General features: G+C 41.6%; 14 protein-coding genes. 4 read left to right on the plus strand and 10 right to left on the minus strand.

Annotation, left to right across the window (positions count from 1 at the left end):
- The 4 genes from AAEU28_RS02355 to AAEU28_RS02370 form a co-directional block, all read right to left on the minus strand.
- Positions 1-327, minus strand: coding sequence for a hypothetical protein (locus tag AAEU28_RS02355; protein WP_421962796.1), 327 nt, complete (start codon positions 325-327; stop codon positions 1-3).
- Positions 328-425: 98 nt separating this feature from the next.
- Positions 426-2,102 carry an alanine/glycine:cation symporter family protein gene (locus AAEU28_RS02360; protein ID WP_421962797.1) on the minus strand — a complete coding sequence of 559 codons (1,677 nt, stop codon included), beginning with the start codon at positions 2,100-2,102 and terminating at the stop codon, positions 426-428.
- Between the two features lie 71 nt (positions 2,103-2,173).
- Entirely contained in the window at positions 2,174-3,301 is a 1,128-nt protein-coding gene (locus tag AAEU28_RS02365) for a M14 family metallopeptidase (protein WP_421962798.1), read from the minus strand.
- A gap of 179 nt (positions 3,302-3,480) precedes the next feature.
- The gene (locus AAEU28_RS02370; protein ID WP_421962799.1) at positions 3,481-4,926 is read right to left on the minus strand and encodes a glyceraldehyde-3-phosphate dehydrogenase; all 1,446 of its coding nucleotides are present in this window, start codon (positions 4,924-4,926) and stop codon (positions 3,481-3,483) included.
- A gap of 245 nt (positions 4,927-5,171) precedes the next feature.
- Between AAEU28_RS02370 and AAEU28_RS02375 the strand changes: the two genes are divergently transcribed.
- The gene (locus AAEU28_RS02375) at positions 5,172-5,972 is read left to right on the plus strand and encodes a DUF2989 domain-containing protein (RefSeq protein WP_421962800.1); all 801 of its coding nucleotides are present in this window, start codon (positions 5,172-5,174) and stop codon (positions 5,970-5,972) included.
- Positions 5,973-6,047: 75 nt separating this feature from the next.
- On the opposite strand, the gene AAEU28_RS02380 is transcribed toward AAEU28_RS02375, so the two are convergent.
- The 4 genes from AAEU28_RS02380 to AAEU28_RS02395 form a co-directional block, all read right to left on the minus strand.
- Positions 6,048-6,890 (minus strand): isopenicillin N synthase family dioxygenase, encoded by an 843-nt coding sequence (locus AAEU28_RS02380; RefSeq protein ID WP_421962801.1) that lies wholly within the window; start codon positions 6,888-6,890, stop codon positions 6,048-6,050.
- Between the two features lie 234 nt (positions 6,891-7,124).
- Positions 7,125-7,919 carry a M48 family metallopeptidase gene (locus AAEU28_RS02385; RefSeq protein ID WP_421962802.1) on the minus strand — a complete coding sequence of 265 codons (795 nt, stop codon included), beginning with the start codon at positions 7,917-7,919 and terminating at the stop codon, positions 7,125-7,127.
- Positions 7,920-8,048: 129 nt separating this feature from the next.
- On the minus strand, positions 8,049-8,639 hold the full coding sequence (gene grpE / locus AAEU28_RS02390; RefSeq protein WP_421962803.1) for a nucleotide exchange factor GrpE: 591 nt from the start codon (positions 8,637-8,639) through the stop codon (positions 8,049-8,051).
- A 54-nt stretch (positions 8,640-8,693) separates the two neighbouring features.
- A complete protein-coding gene (locus tag AAEU28_RS02395; protein ID WP_421962804.1) occupies positions 8,694-9,629 on the minus strand; it encodes an HrcA family transcriptional regulator in 936 nt (311 codons plus the stop codon).
- 83 nt (positions 9,630-9,712) lie between these two features.
- On the opposite strand from AAEU28_RS02395, the gene nadK reads away from it, so the two are divergent.
- The 3 genes from nadK to recN all read left to right on the plus strand — a co-directional run bounded on the left by nadK (position 9,713) and on the right by recN (position 12,964).
- Entirely contained in the window at positions 9,713-10,597 is an 885-nt protein-coding gene (gene nadK / locus AAEU28_RS02400; RefSeq protein WP_421962805.1) for an NAD(+) kinase, read from the plus strand.
- Between the two features lie 52 nt (positions 10,598-10,649).
- Entirely contained in the window at positions 10,650-11,219 is a 570-nt protein-coding gene (locus tag AAEU28_RS02405) for a hypothetical protein (RefSeq protein WP_421962806.1), read from the plus strand.
- A gap of 68 nt (positions 11,220-11,287) precedes the next feature.
- A complete protein-coding gene (gene recN / locus AAEU28_RS02410) occupies positions 11,288-12,964 on the plus strand; it encodes a DNA repair protein RecN (RefSeq protein ID WP_421962807.1) in 1,677 nt (558 codons plus the stop codon).
- An 88-nt stretch (positions 12,965-13,052) separates the two neighbouring features.
- On the opposite strand, the gene AAEU28_RS02415 is transcribed toward recN, so the two are convergent.
- Together AAEU28_RS02415 and gltB are read right to left on the minus strand one after the other, a co-directional pair.
- Positions 13,053-14,468: an FAD-dependent oxidoreductase gene (locus tag AAEU28_RS02415; RefSeq protein WP_421962808.1), complete on the minus strand. Its 1,416-nt coding sequence runs from the start codon at positions 14,466-14,468 to the stop codon at positions 13,053-13,055.
- Positions 14,469-14,478: 10 nt separating this feature from the next.
- Positions 14,479-18,936, minus strand: a complete 4,458-nt coding sequence (gene gltB / locus AAEU28_RS02420) for a glutamate synthase large subunit (protein ID WP_421962809.1) — start codon at positions 18,934-18,936, stop codon at positions 14,479-14,481.
- Between the last annotated feature and the right edge of the window lie 285 nt (positions 18,937-19,221).

A 19,221-nucleotide genomic window follows, 5' to 3' on the forward strand; every position in this document is an offset into this window, starting at 1 on the left:
TCACTTTTTCTTTTTTAAATACACTAAAATAATTCTGTTTACTAAATACCAAAAACAACCAATCGCGATGGCGCCTCTGGTTAACCACATTTCAATTGAATCAGGTACTGGTTGGCGTGAATAAAGATATAAGAAACCACCGAGGAAAAGGATCAATGCAAGGAAAGAGTGATTCATAAACATCTGTTGCTTTTTAACTCTTTTACGTGCAGCAATACGAGCTAATTGCTCTTCGCTGACTTCTCCGAGCTGAAGGTCACAGTGTGGACAAACCTTGTTTTTACTTGAAATAGATTCGTTACAACTTGGACAAGAAACTATTGCCATATTTATGACTCCTGCTGATACAAAAAAGGCGTCTCGAGGACGCCATTTTACTCGTTTTTGTACCAAAAGTCTTTTACTAAGGTACGTTCAAAAACGATTTATTTTTCGTTTGGATGCTCTTTATTGAACTTATCCCAGTATTCAGTGACTGACTCTTTCATTTCTTTACGAAGTAAGAAAATACCGAATAAGTTAGGTAAGGTCATCACAACGATTGCAACTGCTGCTAGTTTCCAAACTAAAGTCGTGTCTGCAAATGATGCCCAGAAGAAGCCTGCAACATAAAATACTCGGTAAGGCATCACTGATTTGCTACCAAGTAGATAAATCATTGCACGGTCGCCATAATAAGACCACGCAATTGCTGTCGAGAAAGCAAATAATAACAAGCCAATTGATACGATATATTTACCATTTTCACCAAAGAAACCTCGGCTAAATGCTTTAGTTGTCAGCTCAGCAGAATGAACTAAAGACTTACCGGTGATCATAATATCTTTGTCTACAGGCATACCATCTTTAATTTCAATAGTGCCAGTATAAACATGCTTTTCAGTTAAACCGAAACGCACATCTTCAGCAATTGAGCGAGAGTGAATAATGGTAAAGTCTTTCTCTACCGCTTTACCCTGTATTGAATGAAGTTCACCATTATAAAGCTCTACACCATGGTCTTTGTGACCATTTAAATACTTATAAAGTGATTGGCGATTTTCTTCGTTATCTTCAGAATACTGGCCTTGTAAAATGACCATGGATGAACGTTCAAATTGTGTTTCAAATTTTTCAGTCCATACACCAGAAGAAAGGATAACTAAGCCTGTCAAAGTACAGATGATGATGGTATCGATGAAAGGCTCAAGAATTGACACCATCCCCTCAGATACTGGTTCATCTGCTTTCGCAGATGCGTGTGCAATAGGTGCAGAACCTTGACCTGCTTCGTTCGAGAATAAACCACGGTTTACACCACGGTTGAAGGCATAAGCAAATGATGCGCCTAAGAAGCCACCCGCAGCAGCCGAACCTGAGAATGCGTCTGTGAACACAGCTGCAAATGAAGGTGCAATGTTTTCAATGTTGTAGAAGATTACCGCCAATGCACCAATGATATAAACCGCAGCCATTAATGGTACGACACGAGAAGTGATTGCGGCAATACGCTTAATGCCACCTAAAATAACAAGTGCAAGTAAGATAGATAGCACACCACCTGTATGCCAAGGCTCAAAACCAAAAGTGGACTCCATACCCTGAGCAATATTATTAATTTGCGGCAAGCTACCTGTACCAAAAGAGCTAATGACAGTGGCGACAGCAAATAATACGGCTAACCACTTCATATTCAAACGACGATCCATGTAGTACATTGGGCCACCAGCCATCGTGCCATCATCTGTTTTAACACGATACTTGTGAGATAGGGTTACCTCTACAAATTTAGTCGTCATACCGAAAAATGCAGTCATCCACATCCAAAATAGCGCTGCTGGACCACCAATTGAAATTGCCAGTGCCACACCACCGATATTACCAGTACCTACGGTGCCTGAAAGTGCAGTAGCAAGCGCTTGGAAGTGCGTTGTGTCACCCTCATGGCTTTTTTTATCAAACTTGCCGGTTACCACCTTACAAGCATGTTTGAAATATCTGATCTGTGGGAATTTAAGATAAATGGTGAAGAATAAACCCACACCAAGTAATACGTACGGGAACCAAGCTGCTCCCCCCAACATGCCATCTAGAGAATCTAGAAACTGCCCAAATGCATCCATGGAACATCCTCATTATTGTTATACATAAAAGGTAGCACCGTGGTGCTACCTTTTGATTTTACTGTTGATTATTATCTTAGTTTGTCTACAACCGATACAATTGCAGCAAGCGTATCTTGACCGAATTGATATGAACGTCTGTCAGACCAACCGTAATATGGGTCTGGTAGATTCGCATTATCTTTAAACGGCATTTCAATCGTGTAAGCCAACGCTTTAAACGCCTCACCCACAGCACAAGATGCAACCGTTAAGTTCGCTTCACCTGGCGCATCTTTTGGATAGCCAAACTCATCTTGGAACTCAGGTGTAATAGTAAGTAGTGCTGCTTTGAAGTCATTTTCTAATGACTCTAAACGCGCGTCATAACTTGGAATACCTTCACTACCAGCAACAAAGTTATAAGGCAATGCTTCATCACCATGAATATCTAAATACATATCAAGGCCTGCGTCATGCATCTTATTTAACACATGGAAAACCTCTGGTGATTTTTCAAGGCTCGGTTCAGCCCACTCGCGGTTAAGGTTAACACCCACTGCGTTTGTACGAAGGTGACCACGAACACTGCCATCAGGGTTCATATTTGGGACTACATAGAAAACAGCTTTTGAAAGTAATGCTGCTGCATGTGGGTCTTCGTCATCTAGAAGCTTGTGAAGTAACCCCTCTACAAACCACTCTGCCATTGTCTCACCCGGGTGCTGACGGGCAGTGATCCAAATTTTCTTTTTACCTTCTTCAGGTTCACCAATTGTAAGCAAACTAATGTCACGACCGTCTAGCGTTTCGCCAAGTGTTTCAATTTCACATGCATCATGGCTTTGCGCCCAATAGAGTAAGTCTAAATGACGCTCATAACTATAAGGAGCGAAATAAGCAAAATAGGTATGGCTCTGCTCAGGTTCGAAATCAATAGTAAGAGTACCGTTTTCGTATGCTGTAGGAACACGGAACCAAGTTTGGCGATCATATGATGCCACCGCTTGATAGTCATCCCACCCTTCAGGATAAGCTGATTTTTCTAGACCACCAATTTGCATTTTATGTTGTAAAAATGGTGTGCTTTCTAAACGAAAATGAAACCACTGAAAAAATTCAGATTCATTATCGTTGTTGATAGCGAGTTGAATATCGAGTGGCTCGTTGCTCGCAAGCACCTTGATATTACCACTGTCAAAATTACTGGTGATTTTCATCCGTAACCTTCTTTTTATAAATTAACGACGCAATAGTCGCAGACAAACATTAACTTTTTGTCTTTATCGTTTAGGAAGTGTAATTCACTTGTAAAAATAATTTTTAAAGAGTATCACACCGATTTAAGTTCAAAAACTAAAAAAGCCAGCAAAAGCTGGCTTTTTATTACTTTTCGCTATTAGCGAGGTAAGCTTGGGTATTCAACCTCAGCCATATCGTGCATAACACGAATAACCTGGCAGCTGTAACCAAACTCGTTATCGTACCATACGTATAGTACAACACGGTTACCATCAACAATTGTTGCTTGAGAATCAACAACACCTGCGTAACGGCTACCTACTAGGTCAGTAGAAACGATTTCAGTTGACGCTGTGTAATCAATTTGATCACGAAGGTCAGAGTACAGTGATGTTTCACGTAGGTACTCGTTTAATTCTTCAACCGTTGTCTCTTTTTCAAGGTTTAGGTTAAGAATTGCCATTGAAACGTTTGGCGTAGGAACACGGATAGCGTTACCAGTTAACTTACCTTCAAGTTCAGGTAGAGCTTTAGATACAGCTTTAGCCGCACCTGTAGAAGTAATAACCATGTTCAGTGCTGCTGCACGACCACGACGCTCTGCTTTGTGGTAGTTATCAATCAGGTTCTGGTCATTGGTGTATGAGTGAACTGTTTCAACGTGACCATTCTGAATACCGTACTTGTCATTAAGTGCTTTAAGTGTTGGTGTGATTGCATTCGTTGTACAGCTCGCCGCTGAAACGATTGAATCTTCAGAAAGGATGTCTTTGTTGTTAACACCATAAACCACGTTTTTGATGTCACCTTTTGCAGGCGCAGTAAGAAGTACTTTCGCAGCACCATTTGACTTAAGGTGAAGACCTAAGCCATCTCTGTCTTTCCAGATACCTGTGTTATCAACGATAAGTGCATTGTTGATACCGTATTCATTGTAATCAATTTCATCTGGAGAGTTAGCATAGATAACCTGGATATAGTTACCGTTAGCTTTGATTGCGTTACGCTCATTATCAACGGTGATTGAACCATTGAAAGGACCATGGATTGAATCACGACGTAAAAGACTTGCACGCTTTTCAAGGTCACCGTCACGGCCACCACGAACAACGATTGCACGTAAGCGTAGATCAGTGTGAGAGCCACCACGCTCGATAAGTAGACGTGCTAATAAACGACCGATACGGCCAAAACCGTAAAGAACAACATCGCGAGGCTCTTGATTGTCGCCTTTGTTTACGATGTCTGCTAATTCAGCGTTTAGGTATTCTTCAATTGAACGACCTTCGCCTGCATTTTTATGAACATAACCATAAGCTAATTTGCCTAGGTCGATACGTGCAGGTGCTAAATCCATTTTGCTAATAGCTTCTAGGAATGGGAAGCTTTCACGTAAGCGTAATTTGCTTTCTTCGAAACGTGCCACAGTCTTGTGAGCTTTGATCACGTCGATTGTGCTTGTATTTACAAGTGGACGACCGTAAACAGCGATTTCAACACCCTTGTTACGGTACAAACGACCAATGATTGGTTGCATGTTTTCAGCATAATCTTGGCGTTCTTGCCAGCTATTTTGATATTCTTGCTCGTGAGATAAGGTCATTTTTTCTGCCTAATTAAACAATTTTTTTGAACGGATAGCCCGTTAGGGCAACGCTATTCTAATTTAAACTGCTACGATTCTCCACTGTTACTGTCTAATTCATTAGGCTAAACTAGCCAGAGTTATTTTTTTATGCGGTTTTTTAGTGTAAAAACAGGTAAAACTCATAAAACACGTATATCAGGCTTATCAAATAACAAAGCAAACATAGCCTGACACAATTAAAACAATGAAGAGGAAGCAAGATGGCACTGCGGACGCTGCTCGCACTAAGTATTTTTACCCTTGTAGGTTGTGAGCAATCCCTGACCTTAAACAAAGTGTGCGAAGAAACACCTGGTTTTTGTGAAGATTTAAACAAAGATAGTCACTGTAAAGATCTGCGCTCTGATCTTATATTTGCCAGATATCACGAATACAAATCACCTACTGATGATAACAAATATGACTTACTAAAAAAGTTAGAGTCATATGATTCTTGTGTATCTCTGGCTGCAAAGATTGAGCACATAAAGTTAAAAGAAAAAACCACGTCGCGTGTTGAAGGTCACTTGACTAGCCTCAAAGAGATGAACCGTATTTTCCAAGATACAAAACAAACTGATCATCCTGGCTTACTTTATTATCACTGGTCTCGCAAAAACAGTACCTTTGCCATGAACAAACTATTAAATATGCAAGACCAAGACAACGTTAGAAATGATGCTGAAATTCAGTTATTTTTAGCAACCTATTACGCTAAATTTGATGATGAGAAAACAGTAGACTTACTCTACCGAGTACTGGAATTAAATGAAGCGGGTCAACAGCCTAAATTAGAGGTATACAGCAGCCTAGTCAGTATTTTCTTCAAACAAAAGAAATACAAACATGCTTATACTTTTGCAAAAATAGCGCAAATGTCTGGATTTGAAGACATTGATATTTTACCTGTAACGCATGAAATCACCAGTCGAGGTCGCTCGCTCGATCCATTAGACGAACTCGCTATGCAAACCTATGAAGAAATTCAAGCAGGTACGTTCGTTTCACCTCGTGACTTTTGATTAAGAAATCTCAGCTAATAAAAAACCCTAACAAGTGTTAGGGTTTTTTTATGTCTAGGCTAGTTAAGTGCTAGTTTATTTTACACCTAACTCTTCAAGACGCTCTTGTAAGTAACTATCAGCAGTGTAACGCTCTGATAACACAACTTCAGGTTTTGGGTGTAAGAATAACGGTAAAGAAATACGTGAATTCTTAGACGCTTTACCTGATGGATTGATTACACGGTGAATCGTTGATGGGAAGTAGCCACCAGATGCTTCTTGAAGCATGTCACCGATATTAATAATTAAGTTACCAAAATCACATGGTACGTCTAACCAGCCACCATCTTGTGTTTGAACTTGTAAACCTGGCTCATTTGAAGCTGGAAGTACAGTAAGTAAATTGATATCACCATGTGCCGCTGCACGAATAGCACCTGGTTCTTCATCACCTGTCATTGGTGGATAGTGAAGCACGCGTAGTAAAGTTTGCTCTGAATCTTTGATCATATCTTTTAGATCAATTGAAAACTTCGCTTTAACGTCTTCTGGTGCTTGCGCTTGAACCCAGCTTAATAACTCAGCAGCAAACTCATTCGCAATACGGTAGTACTCACGGATCTCAGCGTCTAATTGAGCAGGAACACGGCCTTTTGGATATACATGGAAGTATTCTTTGATGTCTTTAACAGTAAAGCCTTTTGCAACTTCTGAAACTTCTGGTGGGAAGTAACCATCTTGATTTTCTTTATCGAATAAGAAGTTGTGTTTCTCTTCTGTGTAGAAGAACTCTTGCCAATTTTTATAAATTGATTCAACTAATTCTTGTGGGATTGGGTGGTTCTTTAAAACGCCGAATCCTGTATTACGAAGAGATTCAACGAATTGCGCAGCTGCGTCATCTGCGCGGTAATCTACCGTAGGTAATTGTTGCATAATGGTCCACTCAGTTGTGTTTAGTTAAAACAGCTTTTTGATAAGTGTAGCCAATTATTTACTAGCCTTATCAAATAGTGTTGACCCTTGACATAAGAGTGCGGCGAGCATAAGAAAATAGACCGAGCTACATAAGGACTTATGTCCGCCTTTTGCGTAAGTGTTAAACTAAATTGAGATAGATCAATTAATCTAAATACATAAAAAAGGCTGCATAAATGCAACATTTTCTCTTTATTTACACTCAGGTTTTAGCCCTTTTTTCCATGCTGAACGCTTTAATGTCTCAGCTTCAGGGATTTTACTATTCAAAGTTTGCATGCGTGTGTCTGGGGCTGGATGAGTTGATAAAAACTCTGCTGGGCGCTCACCACTGAGTTTATTCATATTCTCCCAAAGTTTCACCGAACCAGTTGGTTCGAAACCCGCTTTTGCCATTAGATCTAAGCCAATTACATCGGCTTCACTTTCATGTGAGCGGCTGAAAGGTAAAGCCACTCCCACTTGAGCACCGACACCTAAGCCTTGCATAATCGCTTGGCGGTATTCCACATTACCCATTTGCAATGCCACATCACTTGCCTGCAACCCAAACTGCAACAAGCTATTTTGAGAAACTCGCTCATTGGCGTGCTCGGCGATAACGTGACCCACTTCATGGCCCATAACCGCAGCAAGTTGGTGTTGATCCTTTGCGACCTTTAATAGCCCTGTGTGCACACCAATCTTTCCACCTGGCAAGGCAAAGGCGTTGGCGCTGTCTTCTTTAAAAACGACAACCTCCCAGTCTTGATTTGCATATTGCGTGGGTAACTGTGCTATCAGCTTATCTGCAATACAGCGCACATAAGCATTGGTGTTTTTATCTGTTTCTATGGCTTGCTGCTCTTTCATTTGGGCAAAACTCGCAACCCCCATCTCATTCATCTTTTGTGGTGAGTAAAGCGCAATTTGTGTTCGCCCTGTTGGAGAGGTTTTACAACCTGCAGCCAATAAAGATAAGGCAACTATGCCGATCAGTTTTTTCATAGCGATTCCTTTAAAGGAAGTTTTAAGTGTATATGATTATTTTAAAATAAAAATTTACGTAAACAATATAATTCAGGCAACAAAAAACGGGCTAAATGAGCCCGTTTCAATTCAAAAAGCAGAAGCTGATTATTCAGCTGCTTTAGATACCATTACCATCGCAGGGCGAAGTAAACGACCGTTCAGAGTATAACCTTTTTGCATCACAGCTAGCACTGTGTTTGGTGCTACATCATTGCTAGGTTGAATTGACATTGCCTGATGGAAATCTGGATTGAACACTTCACCTTGTGGATTTACCGTTTCAACACCAAATTTAGCGACAGCATCTTCAAAACTCTTAAGCGTCATTTCAACACCTTCAAGTACTGGCTTAAGTGTTTCATTCTCTTTGTCAGAAAACTCAATGGCACGGTGAAGGTTATCGATCACAGGTAAAAGCTCATTAGCGAACTTTTCAAGTGCAAATTTATGTGCTTTTTCTACATCTTGTGCAGCACGGCGACGAATGTTCTCTACATCAGCTGCGGCACGAACAACACTGTCCTTTTGATCTGCAATAGTCTGTTTGGCTGCTTCAAGCTCTGCATATAAGCCTGCAATCTCTTCTTCTGGGCTTTGTTCAGTTTGTACTTCTTCTTGAGCTTGCTCTTGTTCTACTTCTACTTGCTCAACAGGCTCTACCACTTCTTGCTCTGGGGCATTATTTTGCTCAGACATATTTTTCTCCAAAATCTTACAACTGCGGACATTATGGGGATGGAAAAATCAGTTTCAAGTACTCGCCAACGAAAATTCTTCAATAATTGCTTCGATTGGTGCACAAGTTGAGCAAATCACACAAAAGCGGCTCTGATATTCACCATTTTCAAAATAAGGCAGGCTTAAAATCACTGTTTTGCCCAATTGATAACTCGATAACTCATTACCCATAATGAGGGATAAACCATTTTTAAATGCCAATTTATCTTCAATATCGTGGAGGAACCCAACTCCGAGGTTGAGCTCTTTATCTGACTCTATGGCGTTATATAAATGCCTTTCTCCAAGTAAAATACAGTTATCTGAACCTAGTTGCTGATGAAGTTGAGCAGTCCATTGTGTCAATTGAGCTGTACAAGTTTTAGGTGCGCTATTTGCCATCGCAAACATGCGTTGTAGGCCTTCTTTCAGGGGCTGCTGACTAAAAACTGTATTCATCCAAGATGCAAATTGATAACGTTGAGCATCGGTTTCAAAGTCTGGTTTATCTATCAAGATATTTTGTGACTGCCCGGCTCTATCAATTAACAGTACTAACCATGAACTACTATCAAAACCAAGTACTTCTACCCTAAAAATTATTTGTGAACTCGCTTGTGGTAAACCAACACAACAACACACTTGATATTTTTGACTGAGAGAGTGCGCTAATTCGACGAGTTTAGACTGCTCAGGTTGCCAATAGTGGCCAATATCAGACAAATTTAAATATTCACTGAGCCAGAATTTAAAACCTGCATCGGTGGGCATTCTTCCCGCTGAAGTGTACGGAGAACAGAGTAAGCCAATCTTTTCAAGCCGAGCCATCGCGTTTCTAACAGTAGCAGAGCAAACAGCCATGCCTTTTTGTTTCGCTATTTTACTCGATGGCACAGGCTGGCCTTCGCCATTGCAATACATACTCATCACAGCAGTAAAAATTTGCTGATCTCTGGGACTTAATTTCATACTTTATCCACAGGCCATCAAAAAAGTTTTCTCTTAAATGTTTTTCGGTTAGTCTTGCGCTAACTTAATCAAGGAAAATAATCATGACAAGCCCTTTTAAAACCATAGGCTTAATCGGTAAACCTAATCACAAAGGTGCGGCATTGACATTACACCGCCTTTATACCTTTTTGCAAGCATTAGGATACGAGGTACTTGTAGAAGAGCGAGTTGGTGCGCAAGTTAAAGAAATTGCCCCTGAAGGACTCATTGAATTAGTTGAGCTTGGAAAGCGCTGTGATCTGGCTATTGTTATTGGCGGTGATGGCAATATGCTCGGTGCCGCTAGAGTACTAGCACGGTTTGACGTCGCCGTTATCGGTGTTAACCGAGGGAACCTAGGTTTCTTAACCGACCTTAACCCTGATGGCTTTGAGCCTGCGCTCGAAGAAGTACTAAGAGGTGAATTCATTGCTGAATCACGCTTTTTATTAGAAGTCGAAGTCTATCGTCATGATGAATTAAAAAGTGCCAATTCCGCCATGAACGAAGCAGTATTACATGCCGATAAAGTCGCACATATGATTGAGTTTGAAGCATTTATCGATAATCAGTTTGTCTTTTCACAGCGCTCAGATGGCTTAATTGTCTCAACACCAACAGGCTCAACAGCCTATTCTCTTTCTGGTGGAGGCCCAATCCTTACCCCAGAGTTGAATGCCATGGCACTTGTCCCTATGTTTCCTCATACTTTATCAAGTAGGCCGTTAGTTGTAGATGGCGATAAAGAAGTCAGGTTAAAACTTAGCTTGGAGAATACAGATAGCTTACAAGTCAGTTGTGATAGCCATGTAGTCTTAGCTGTTTTACCGGGTGATGAAGTGGTTATTAAAAAAGCAGAAAAATCTTTACGCTTGATTCATCCGAAAAGCTATTCATACTATGATGTCCTAAGACAAAAATTGAATTGGGGCAGTAGACTTTACTAAACCCATTAAAACATTCAAAATCGGTACATAACTATCAGGAAGTACACACGTTATGAATTACATTATTATCGCCACAATCGTGCTACTAATCACACTTTTAGGCGTTTATCTTGTTATCGAAAATAATAGAAAAAAAGCAAAAAATGCTGAGAAGCAGGTTTTTAACCAAAGACACAATGAAGTAACACTGCATTTTAAAACTAAAACCTCTGAATTTGTTGCAGCCGGCGCTATACCCTCAAAATACAGTGGCACGATTAATACTATAGTTAATAACTTTTTTGTTGTGCAAGCACATACAGAAGACAATTTAAATCAACTCGAGCGCATCGTTGAGTTGTTTATTTTAACTGTGGGTGAAGAAGTGCATAAGCATCGTGAAAAGGACACCATGGATACTTTAAAAGATACCATGGCTGCTTTTGCAAAAGAACTTCCGACAAATGGTGTCGCGTATAACAAAGATTTCTACTATGAATCACTGCCTGCCATGATCACTTTATTAAAAACCGCTGACGTAGCAGATGTTGAAAGCCAAGATAAAGATGAAACAGATACAGACACTGACTCAGATCAGCACAATCAAATTGAAGTGAATAAACTCGCTACAGCACAAATTTAATTTCACGCTTGATTTATTGTTAACTACTGTATAAATTGACAGTGTAAATACTGTTTGGATATACAGATATGTTGATCAGTCTTGAAATTAGTAACTTCGCAATTGTAAATGATTTAAATATTGAATGGCGTGATGGCATGACAGCCATCACGGGCGAAACTGGTGCAGGTAAATCTATTGCCATAGATGCTCTATCACTTTGCTTAGGTGAAAGAGCGGACGCTGGTGCGATCAGACCGAGTGCTGACCGCGCTCAGATCGTGGCACAATTCAATATTCAGCAACTCCCTAAGGCTCAGCAATTTCTTAAAGAACATATGCTAAATAACGATGAGCATGATTGTATTTTACGTCGTGTCATTAGCCGAAGTGGTCGCAGTAAGAGTTACATAAATGGCGTTTCAGTTACTGCCAGTCAACTTAAAGAGTTAGGCGAATATTTAATCGCCATCCATGGACAACATGCTCACCAATTACTATTAAAAACTGAACATCAACTTCATCTCATTGATGCTTATGCAGGCCACACTCACCTACAAACTGCCGTAAAAAATCAATTTCAGCATTACCAGCAATTACAGCGAGAGTATTCAACTCTTTTAAAAGAACAGCAGGCTAAAGCGGCACAACAGCAACTTCTAGAATATCAAGTGGCTGAATTAGATGAGTTTTCACTTGAAGCTGATGAATTTAAGCAAATTGAAGAAGAGCAATATCGCCTGAGCCACAGCCAGACCATTATTAATACCTGCCAACAGGAGTTAATGGCTTTATATGAGCAAGATGGCACCACAGTGTTAAGTCAGCTACAGCATAGTGCACAACAGTTCAATAACTTAACCAGTGTTGATAGCAGCCTTTGTAACATCGCTCAGTTGCTAGAGGAAGCCGTTGTACAAGTTGAAGAAGCAAGCCGCGAAATTCGAGACTATGCTGACCAAATTGATCAAGACCCACTCAGATTGCAAGAAGTCGAAGAGCGATTATCTAAAATCATGGATCTATCTCGAAAGCACCATGTTAGACCTGAAGAACTTTATGAACATCATCAATCGTTAAAAGCGCAGCTTGATAATATTAGCTCTGATAACGCCCGTATAGATATTCTAGAGCAAGAAATAGCTCAAACACTGTCAGCTTACCAACAAGCTGCAATGGCGCTGAGTGATAGCCGAAGCCAGTCGGCGAAAAAACTACAAAAGCTTATTAGTGCGAGCATGGATGATTTAGCCATGAAGCACTGTAAGTTCGCGATTGAGTTGCTGCCAAAACCAGAACTTAGACCTAATAGTGAGGGTTTTGATGCCATAGAGTTTTTAGTTTCTACGAACCCCGGTCAACCTTTGCAAGCTTTAGCAAAAGTTGCCTCGGGTGGTGAACTCTCTCGTATCAGTTTGGCTATTCAAGTGATCATCGCTGAAAAAGTGACCACGCCAACACTTATTTTCGATGAAGTCGACGTGGGTATTTCTGGCCCAACCGCCTCTCAGGTTGGTAAATTACTTCGTAAGCTTGGAAAGTCGACGCAAGTTATATGTGTTACCCATTTACCGCAAGTTGCGTGTAGTGGTCATCAACAGTTTTTTGTCAGTAAGAAAGTCATCAAAGGGGAAACTTTTACTTCGATGAAGCCATTAGAAGATGCGCATCGAGTCGATGAGATTGCGCGACTTATTGGCGGTGAATCGATCAGTGAAACCACCCGAGCCAGTGCAAAAGAGCTATTGGCTATTCAAGCAGCATAAGCGAGAAGCGAGAAGCGAGAAGAAGATAACAAAAAACCCAGTTTGAAAACTGGGTTTTTTTGTGGGTAAAGATATTTAATATTAGACTTTAAACGTCTAGAAAATCCAGAATACCTTCGGCGGCATTACGGCCCTCAAAAATAGCTGTTACAACTAAGTCTGAACCTCGAACTGCGTCGCCGCCGGCAAAGATCTTAGGGTTACTTGTTTGGTGCGTGTAGGCCCCCTGCTCTGGCGCGACAATGCCACCCCAACTATTAATCTCAACATCGTACTGTGCAAGCCAATCAAGATTATGTGGTTTAAAACCAAATGCCATGATCACCGCATCAGCATCAAGCACATGCTCTGTGCCTGGTACTTCTTCTGCACGTTGACGCCCTGCTGCATCGGGTTCGCCTAAACGGGTTTCGACCATCTTCACACCAACAACTTTGCCTTCAGCATTTAATTCAATGCCTTTTGGCTGAACATTAAACTTAAAGTTCACGCCTTCTTCTCTGGCATTTTTTACTTCACGAACTGAGCCTGGCATATTTGATTCGTCACGGCGATACGCACAGGTAACATGCGCTGCGTTTTGACGGATAGATGTTCGTACACAGTCCATCGCTGTATCACCACCACCTAACACCACAACCTTTTGATTCGCCATACTGATATAAGGTTGTTGAGCTTCATCGTACCCCATCACTCGGTTTGTATTACCAATCAAGAAAGGCAAAGCGTCATAAACGCCCTCAGCATCTTCGTTCTCAAGGTTACCGCGCATACTTTGATATGTGCCCACGCCGATGAATACTGCATCATATTCAGCAATGATTTCATCAAGACTGATATCTTTGCCAACTTCTGTATTTAACTTAAACTCAACGCCCATCTCAGTGAAAATTTCACGTCGATTTTCCATCACTGATTTTTCAAGCTTGAAAGATGGAATACCAAACGTCAGTAGACCACCAATTTCTGGGTTACGGTCGAAAACAACCGGTTTAACCCCATTGCGGACTAGAATATCTGCACAGCCTAAACCGGCAGGACCCGCACCGATAATGGCGACTTTCTTGTCCGTCCATACAACATACGACATGTCCGGCTTCCAGCCTTGGGCAAAGGCAGTATCCGTGATGTATTTTTCGATATTACCAATTGTTACCGCACCAAACTCTTCATTGAGCGTACACGCCCCCTCACACAAACGGTCTTGAGGACACACTCGTCCGCATACCTCTGGTAAGCTGTTGGTGCGATGTGACAGCTCTGCAGCTTCTAAAATACGACCATTTCGGATCAACTTTAGCCACTGTGGAATATAGTTATGCACCGGGCACTTCCATTCACAATATGGGTTACCACAATCTAAACAACGGTCTGACTGAGAATTCACTTGGTTTTGTGAAAATGGCTCATAAATCTCTACAAATGATTGCTTACGTGATGAAATTGGTTTTTTTCTTGGATCAACACGTTGCACATCGATAAATTGGTAAACATTTTCGCTCATACTCTTCCCCTTACTGCGCCTGTACTCTTAATTCAGCGCTACTGCGAGCACGATGACCTAATAGGCTCTTTACATCACTTGAAATTGGTTTAACTAGTTTGAATTTAGGTAAATACAACTCAAATTCAGCTAGGATCTGTTCTGCTCGAGCAGAGCCCGTAAGCTCTAAATGCTCAGCAATCAAACCACGTAAGTGCTCTTGATGTGCATTAAGCTCTGACAGCTCAACAATTTCAACCAACTCTGGATTTATACGCTTTTCAAAGTCTGCTTTTTCATCTAGCACATAGGCAAATCCACCTGTCATGCCTGCACCGAAGTTGATGCCTACATTACCCAGTACGCAGACAACGCCGCCGGTCATATATTCACAGCCATTGTCACCTAAGCCTTCAACTACTGCCGTCACACCTGAGTTTCGCACCGCAAATCGTTCACCCGCTTTACCTGCTGCGAACAACTTACCGCCTGTCGCACCGTATAAGCAGGTATTACCCACAATACTTGCTTGGTGTGACTCAAAACTTGAACCAACTGGTGGACGAATTACTAGCTTACCGCCAGCCATGCCCTTACCGACGTAATCGTTAGCATCACCGACTAAAGTCATTTCAAGGCCACCTGCATTCCAAACACCGAATGATTGACCTGCTGTGCCGTGTAGCTCAATTGCCACAGGATCAGCCGCCATGCCTTGATTTCCATGTAAATTTGCAATGTAACCAGAGAGCATTGCGCCTACAGAGCGGTCCGTGTTGTTAATACGATTCACTAATGAAATACCTGATTTGCTCTCAATCGCAGCTTGTGCTTTTGATAGCAGTAGTTCATTTAGCTCTCCCTTATAATGAGAGGTATTCTCTGCAGAGCAATATAAAGTCTCATTAGTTGGGTTATTTGGCTTGGCTAACAAGCCTGATAAATCAAGCTTGCTTTGCTTGCTCGTCTTACCTTCGATCATTTCTAGTAAATCAGTGCGACCAATTAAATCGACTAAACGAGTTACGCCTAGTTGCGCCATGATTTCACGGGCTTCTTGAGCAATAAACTTGAAGTAGTTCATCGCCATCTCAGGTAAACCATGATAGTGCTTCTGACGAAGTGTATCGTCTTGAGTTGCAACACCTGTTGCACAGTTATTTAAATGACAAATACGAAGATATTTACAACCAAGCGCGACCATAGGACCAGTACCAAAACCGAAGCTTTCTGCACCTAAAATAGCTGCTTTGATGATGTCTAACCCTGTTTTAAGACCGCCGTCTGTTTGCAGACGAATGCGGTGACGAAGGCCATTTTCGACCAAGGCTTGCTGAGTTTCAGCAAGGCCCAACTCCCAAGGGCTTCCGGCATATTTAACCGATGTCAGTGGACTTGCCCCTGTGCCACCGTCATAACCTGCAATCGTGATTAAATCAGCATACGCTTTGGCAACACCCGTTGCGATTGTGCCAACGCCAGGCTCAGATACTAACTTAACTGAGATCATCGCCTCTGGATTAACCTGCTTTAAGTCAAAAATAAGCTGAGCTAAATCCTCAATTGAATAAATATCATGATGTGGTGGTGGCGAAATTAGCGTCACACCCGGTACCGAGTAACGCAATTTAGCAATATAAGGCGTTACCTTTTCACCCGGCAGTTGTCCACCTTCACCAGGCTTTGCACCCTGTGCAACTTTGATCTGAATAACATCGGCATTTCTTAAATAATGCGGAGTAACACCGAAACGCCCCGATGCAACTTGCTTAATGCGAGAGTTTTTCTCAGTACCAAAGCGCAGCTTATCTTCACCGCCCTCACCAGAGTTCGAGCAACCACCTAAACGGTTCATGGCAATTGCCAGCGCTTCATGGGCTTCTGGTGATAATGCACCAATACTCATGGCCGCTGAGTCAAAACGCTTATAAAGCTCTGTTGCAGGCTCTACATCATCAAGGCTGACAGGTGATACATCTGACTTAAGCGCCAATAGATCTCGAATGTTTGTCACTGGACGATTATTCACAAGATCCGCGTATTTTAGATAATCTTGATACTCACCAGATTTAACCGCAACTTGTAGTGTTTGAACCACATCAGGGTTATAAGCGTGGTACTCGCCACCGTGAACAAATTTTAATAAACCACCATGAGACAATAGCTTACGCTTACTAAAGGCGAGCTTATGAAGTTGCGCTTGTTCATAAGCAAAATCTTCAAAATCTGCACCCTTGATACGGTTCGCAACGCCTTTAAAACACATTTCAACAATGTCATCTGATAGGCCCACAGCTTCAAATAGCATAGAGCAACGATATGACGCGACCGTGCTGATCCCCATCTTAGACATGATCTTGAATAGACCCTTATTGATGGCATTACGATAAGCCAGCGTCACCTCGCGGTAAGTTTTATCAATCACTTTACTGTCGCACATGGCAACGAGTGTTTCGTATGTTAGATACGGATAAATTGCCGTCGCACCAAACCCTAATAACACGGCAAACTGATGCGGATCTCTGGCACTGCCTGTTTCAACTATGATGTTGGCATCACAGCGTAAATTAGTATTTACCAAACGCTGTTGTACTGCGCCCACTGCCATAGCCGCAGGTATTGGCAACATATCTTTGCTGATATTTCTGTCACTCAAAACCAGCATGACACAGCCAGAACGTGCTTTTTGTTCAGCCTCGTCACAGACTCGCTCTAGTGCTGACTTTAAAGACTCAGTTTTGTCATAGTTCAGTTGAATTTTACAGGCACAGTAATGTTCGTCATCGGCATTCACTAACTGCTGCATATCAGAAAATGTGAGTACTGGTGAGGCAAACTGAAGACGCTTGGCATGGCCTGTGGTTTCATTGAATACGTTTTGCTCACGACCAATGCAAGTCGCTAATGACATAACGTGATTTTCACGAAGTGGGTCAATCGGTGGGTTTGTTACCTGCGCGAATTTTTGACGGAAGTAATCGTACAAAGAGCGATGGCCTTCAGACAATACAGCAAACGGGGTGTCGTCACCCATTGAGCCAGTTGCCTCTTGGCCGTTTTGTCCCATTACTCGAATGACGTTGTCCAGTTCTTCATTGCTGTATCCGAATAGCTTTTGATAAGTCAGCAATAATTCATCGTCAAAATCGCGTACACCCGCATCTTCTTCTGACAAATCTTCGAAAGGTGTAAGGCGCTTTACGTTTTGCTCAAGCCAAGTTTTGTAAGGATGACGTGATTTTAAGTCTTGATCAATTTCATCAGACTGCCAAATTTTGCCATGAAGGGTGTCGATAACCAGCAATTCACCAGGACCAACACGGCCTTTTTCAACTACCTCATCAGCTGTGTAATCCCAAATACCGACTTCAGATGCAAGCGTGATAAAACCATCTTGAGTGATCACATAGCGCGCTGGTCGTAAACCATTTCTGTCTAGGTTACATGCCGCAAATCGACCATCTGACATAACGATACCCGCAGGACCATCCCAAGGTTCCATATGCATAGAGTTAAAATCGTAGAAGGCACGTAAATCATCGTCCATGGCTCGGTTCTTTTGCCATGCAGGCGGCACAAGCATGCGCATAGCTCGGAAAATATCCATACCACCGGCAAGGAATAATTCAAGAATGTTATCTAGGCTTGATGAATCTGAACCTTCTTCATTCACAAATGGCGCGGCCGTTTGTAAATCAGGTAACAAGGGTGAAGAAAACTTGTAAGCACGCGCTCTCGCCCATTGTCGGTTACCAGCAATGGTATTTATCTCACCATTGTGTGCCAAATATCTAAATGGCTGAGCTAACGGCCAACGCGGTTGTGTATTCGTCGAAAAACGTTGGTGGAAAACACAGATAGCACTTTTCATGCGCATATCTGCTAAATCTAGATAAAAGTTTGGAAGGTCTACAGGCATCATTAAGCCTTTATAAACCGTTACCAGACCTGAAAGACTCGAAATATAAAACTGCTCATCTTCAACTAAGCGCTTCTCAATTCGACGTCTTGCGATATACAAACGACGTTCTAGATCTTTTGGGCGCCAGCCTTCAGGAGCAGATACAAACACCTGCTCAAATTTAGGTAGTTGCTTTAAGGCGATAGGTCCTAACATACCTGGTTCAGTTGGCACGACTCGCCAGCCAACGAGCGTTAACGTTTCTTTTTCTAATTCTTCGTTAATCACTTTACGGGCTTGAGATGCAAGCGTTTCGTCAGCATTCAGGAACATCATACCGACAGCGTAATTTTTACCTAAGTGCCAACCGTTTTCTGTGGCAATGGCTCTAAAGAAGCTGTCTGGTTTTTGCAGTAATAAACCACAGCCATCACCTGTTTTGCCATCTGATGCAATACCACCACGGTGTTGCATTCGGTCTAACCCTGTAATTGCATTGCGGATCAGCTTATGACTTGCTTGCCCGTTTATCTGAGCAATTAAACCAAAACCACAATTATCTTTTTCTAACTTAGAGTCATATAGCATGCACCCCTCCCCCTGCTACATCTATGGTCGGAAATGAACGAGACGATTGTTCCGACAGATATTCAAAACTAGCTTTGTTTTAAAATAGAGTCAACAAAATTATGAATAGATATTCATTAACTTGAATATTTCTCATTGGTCTGACAAATTCACCAAAGAATTTAAAAAACGATAAAAATGTTAACTTGCGACACTCAAAAAACAAATGACACCGGTGACATTTTAAATTTTGTTTAACAAACTGAGAATTCAACAGCCAACCATTACTAGTTTACGTTTACGTAA

Source organism: Pseudoalteromonas sp. SS15, from assembly GCF_049257195.1.
Lineage (GTDB): Bacteria > Pseudomonadota > Gammaproteobacteria > Enterobacterales > Alteromonadaceae > Pseudoalteromonas.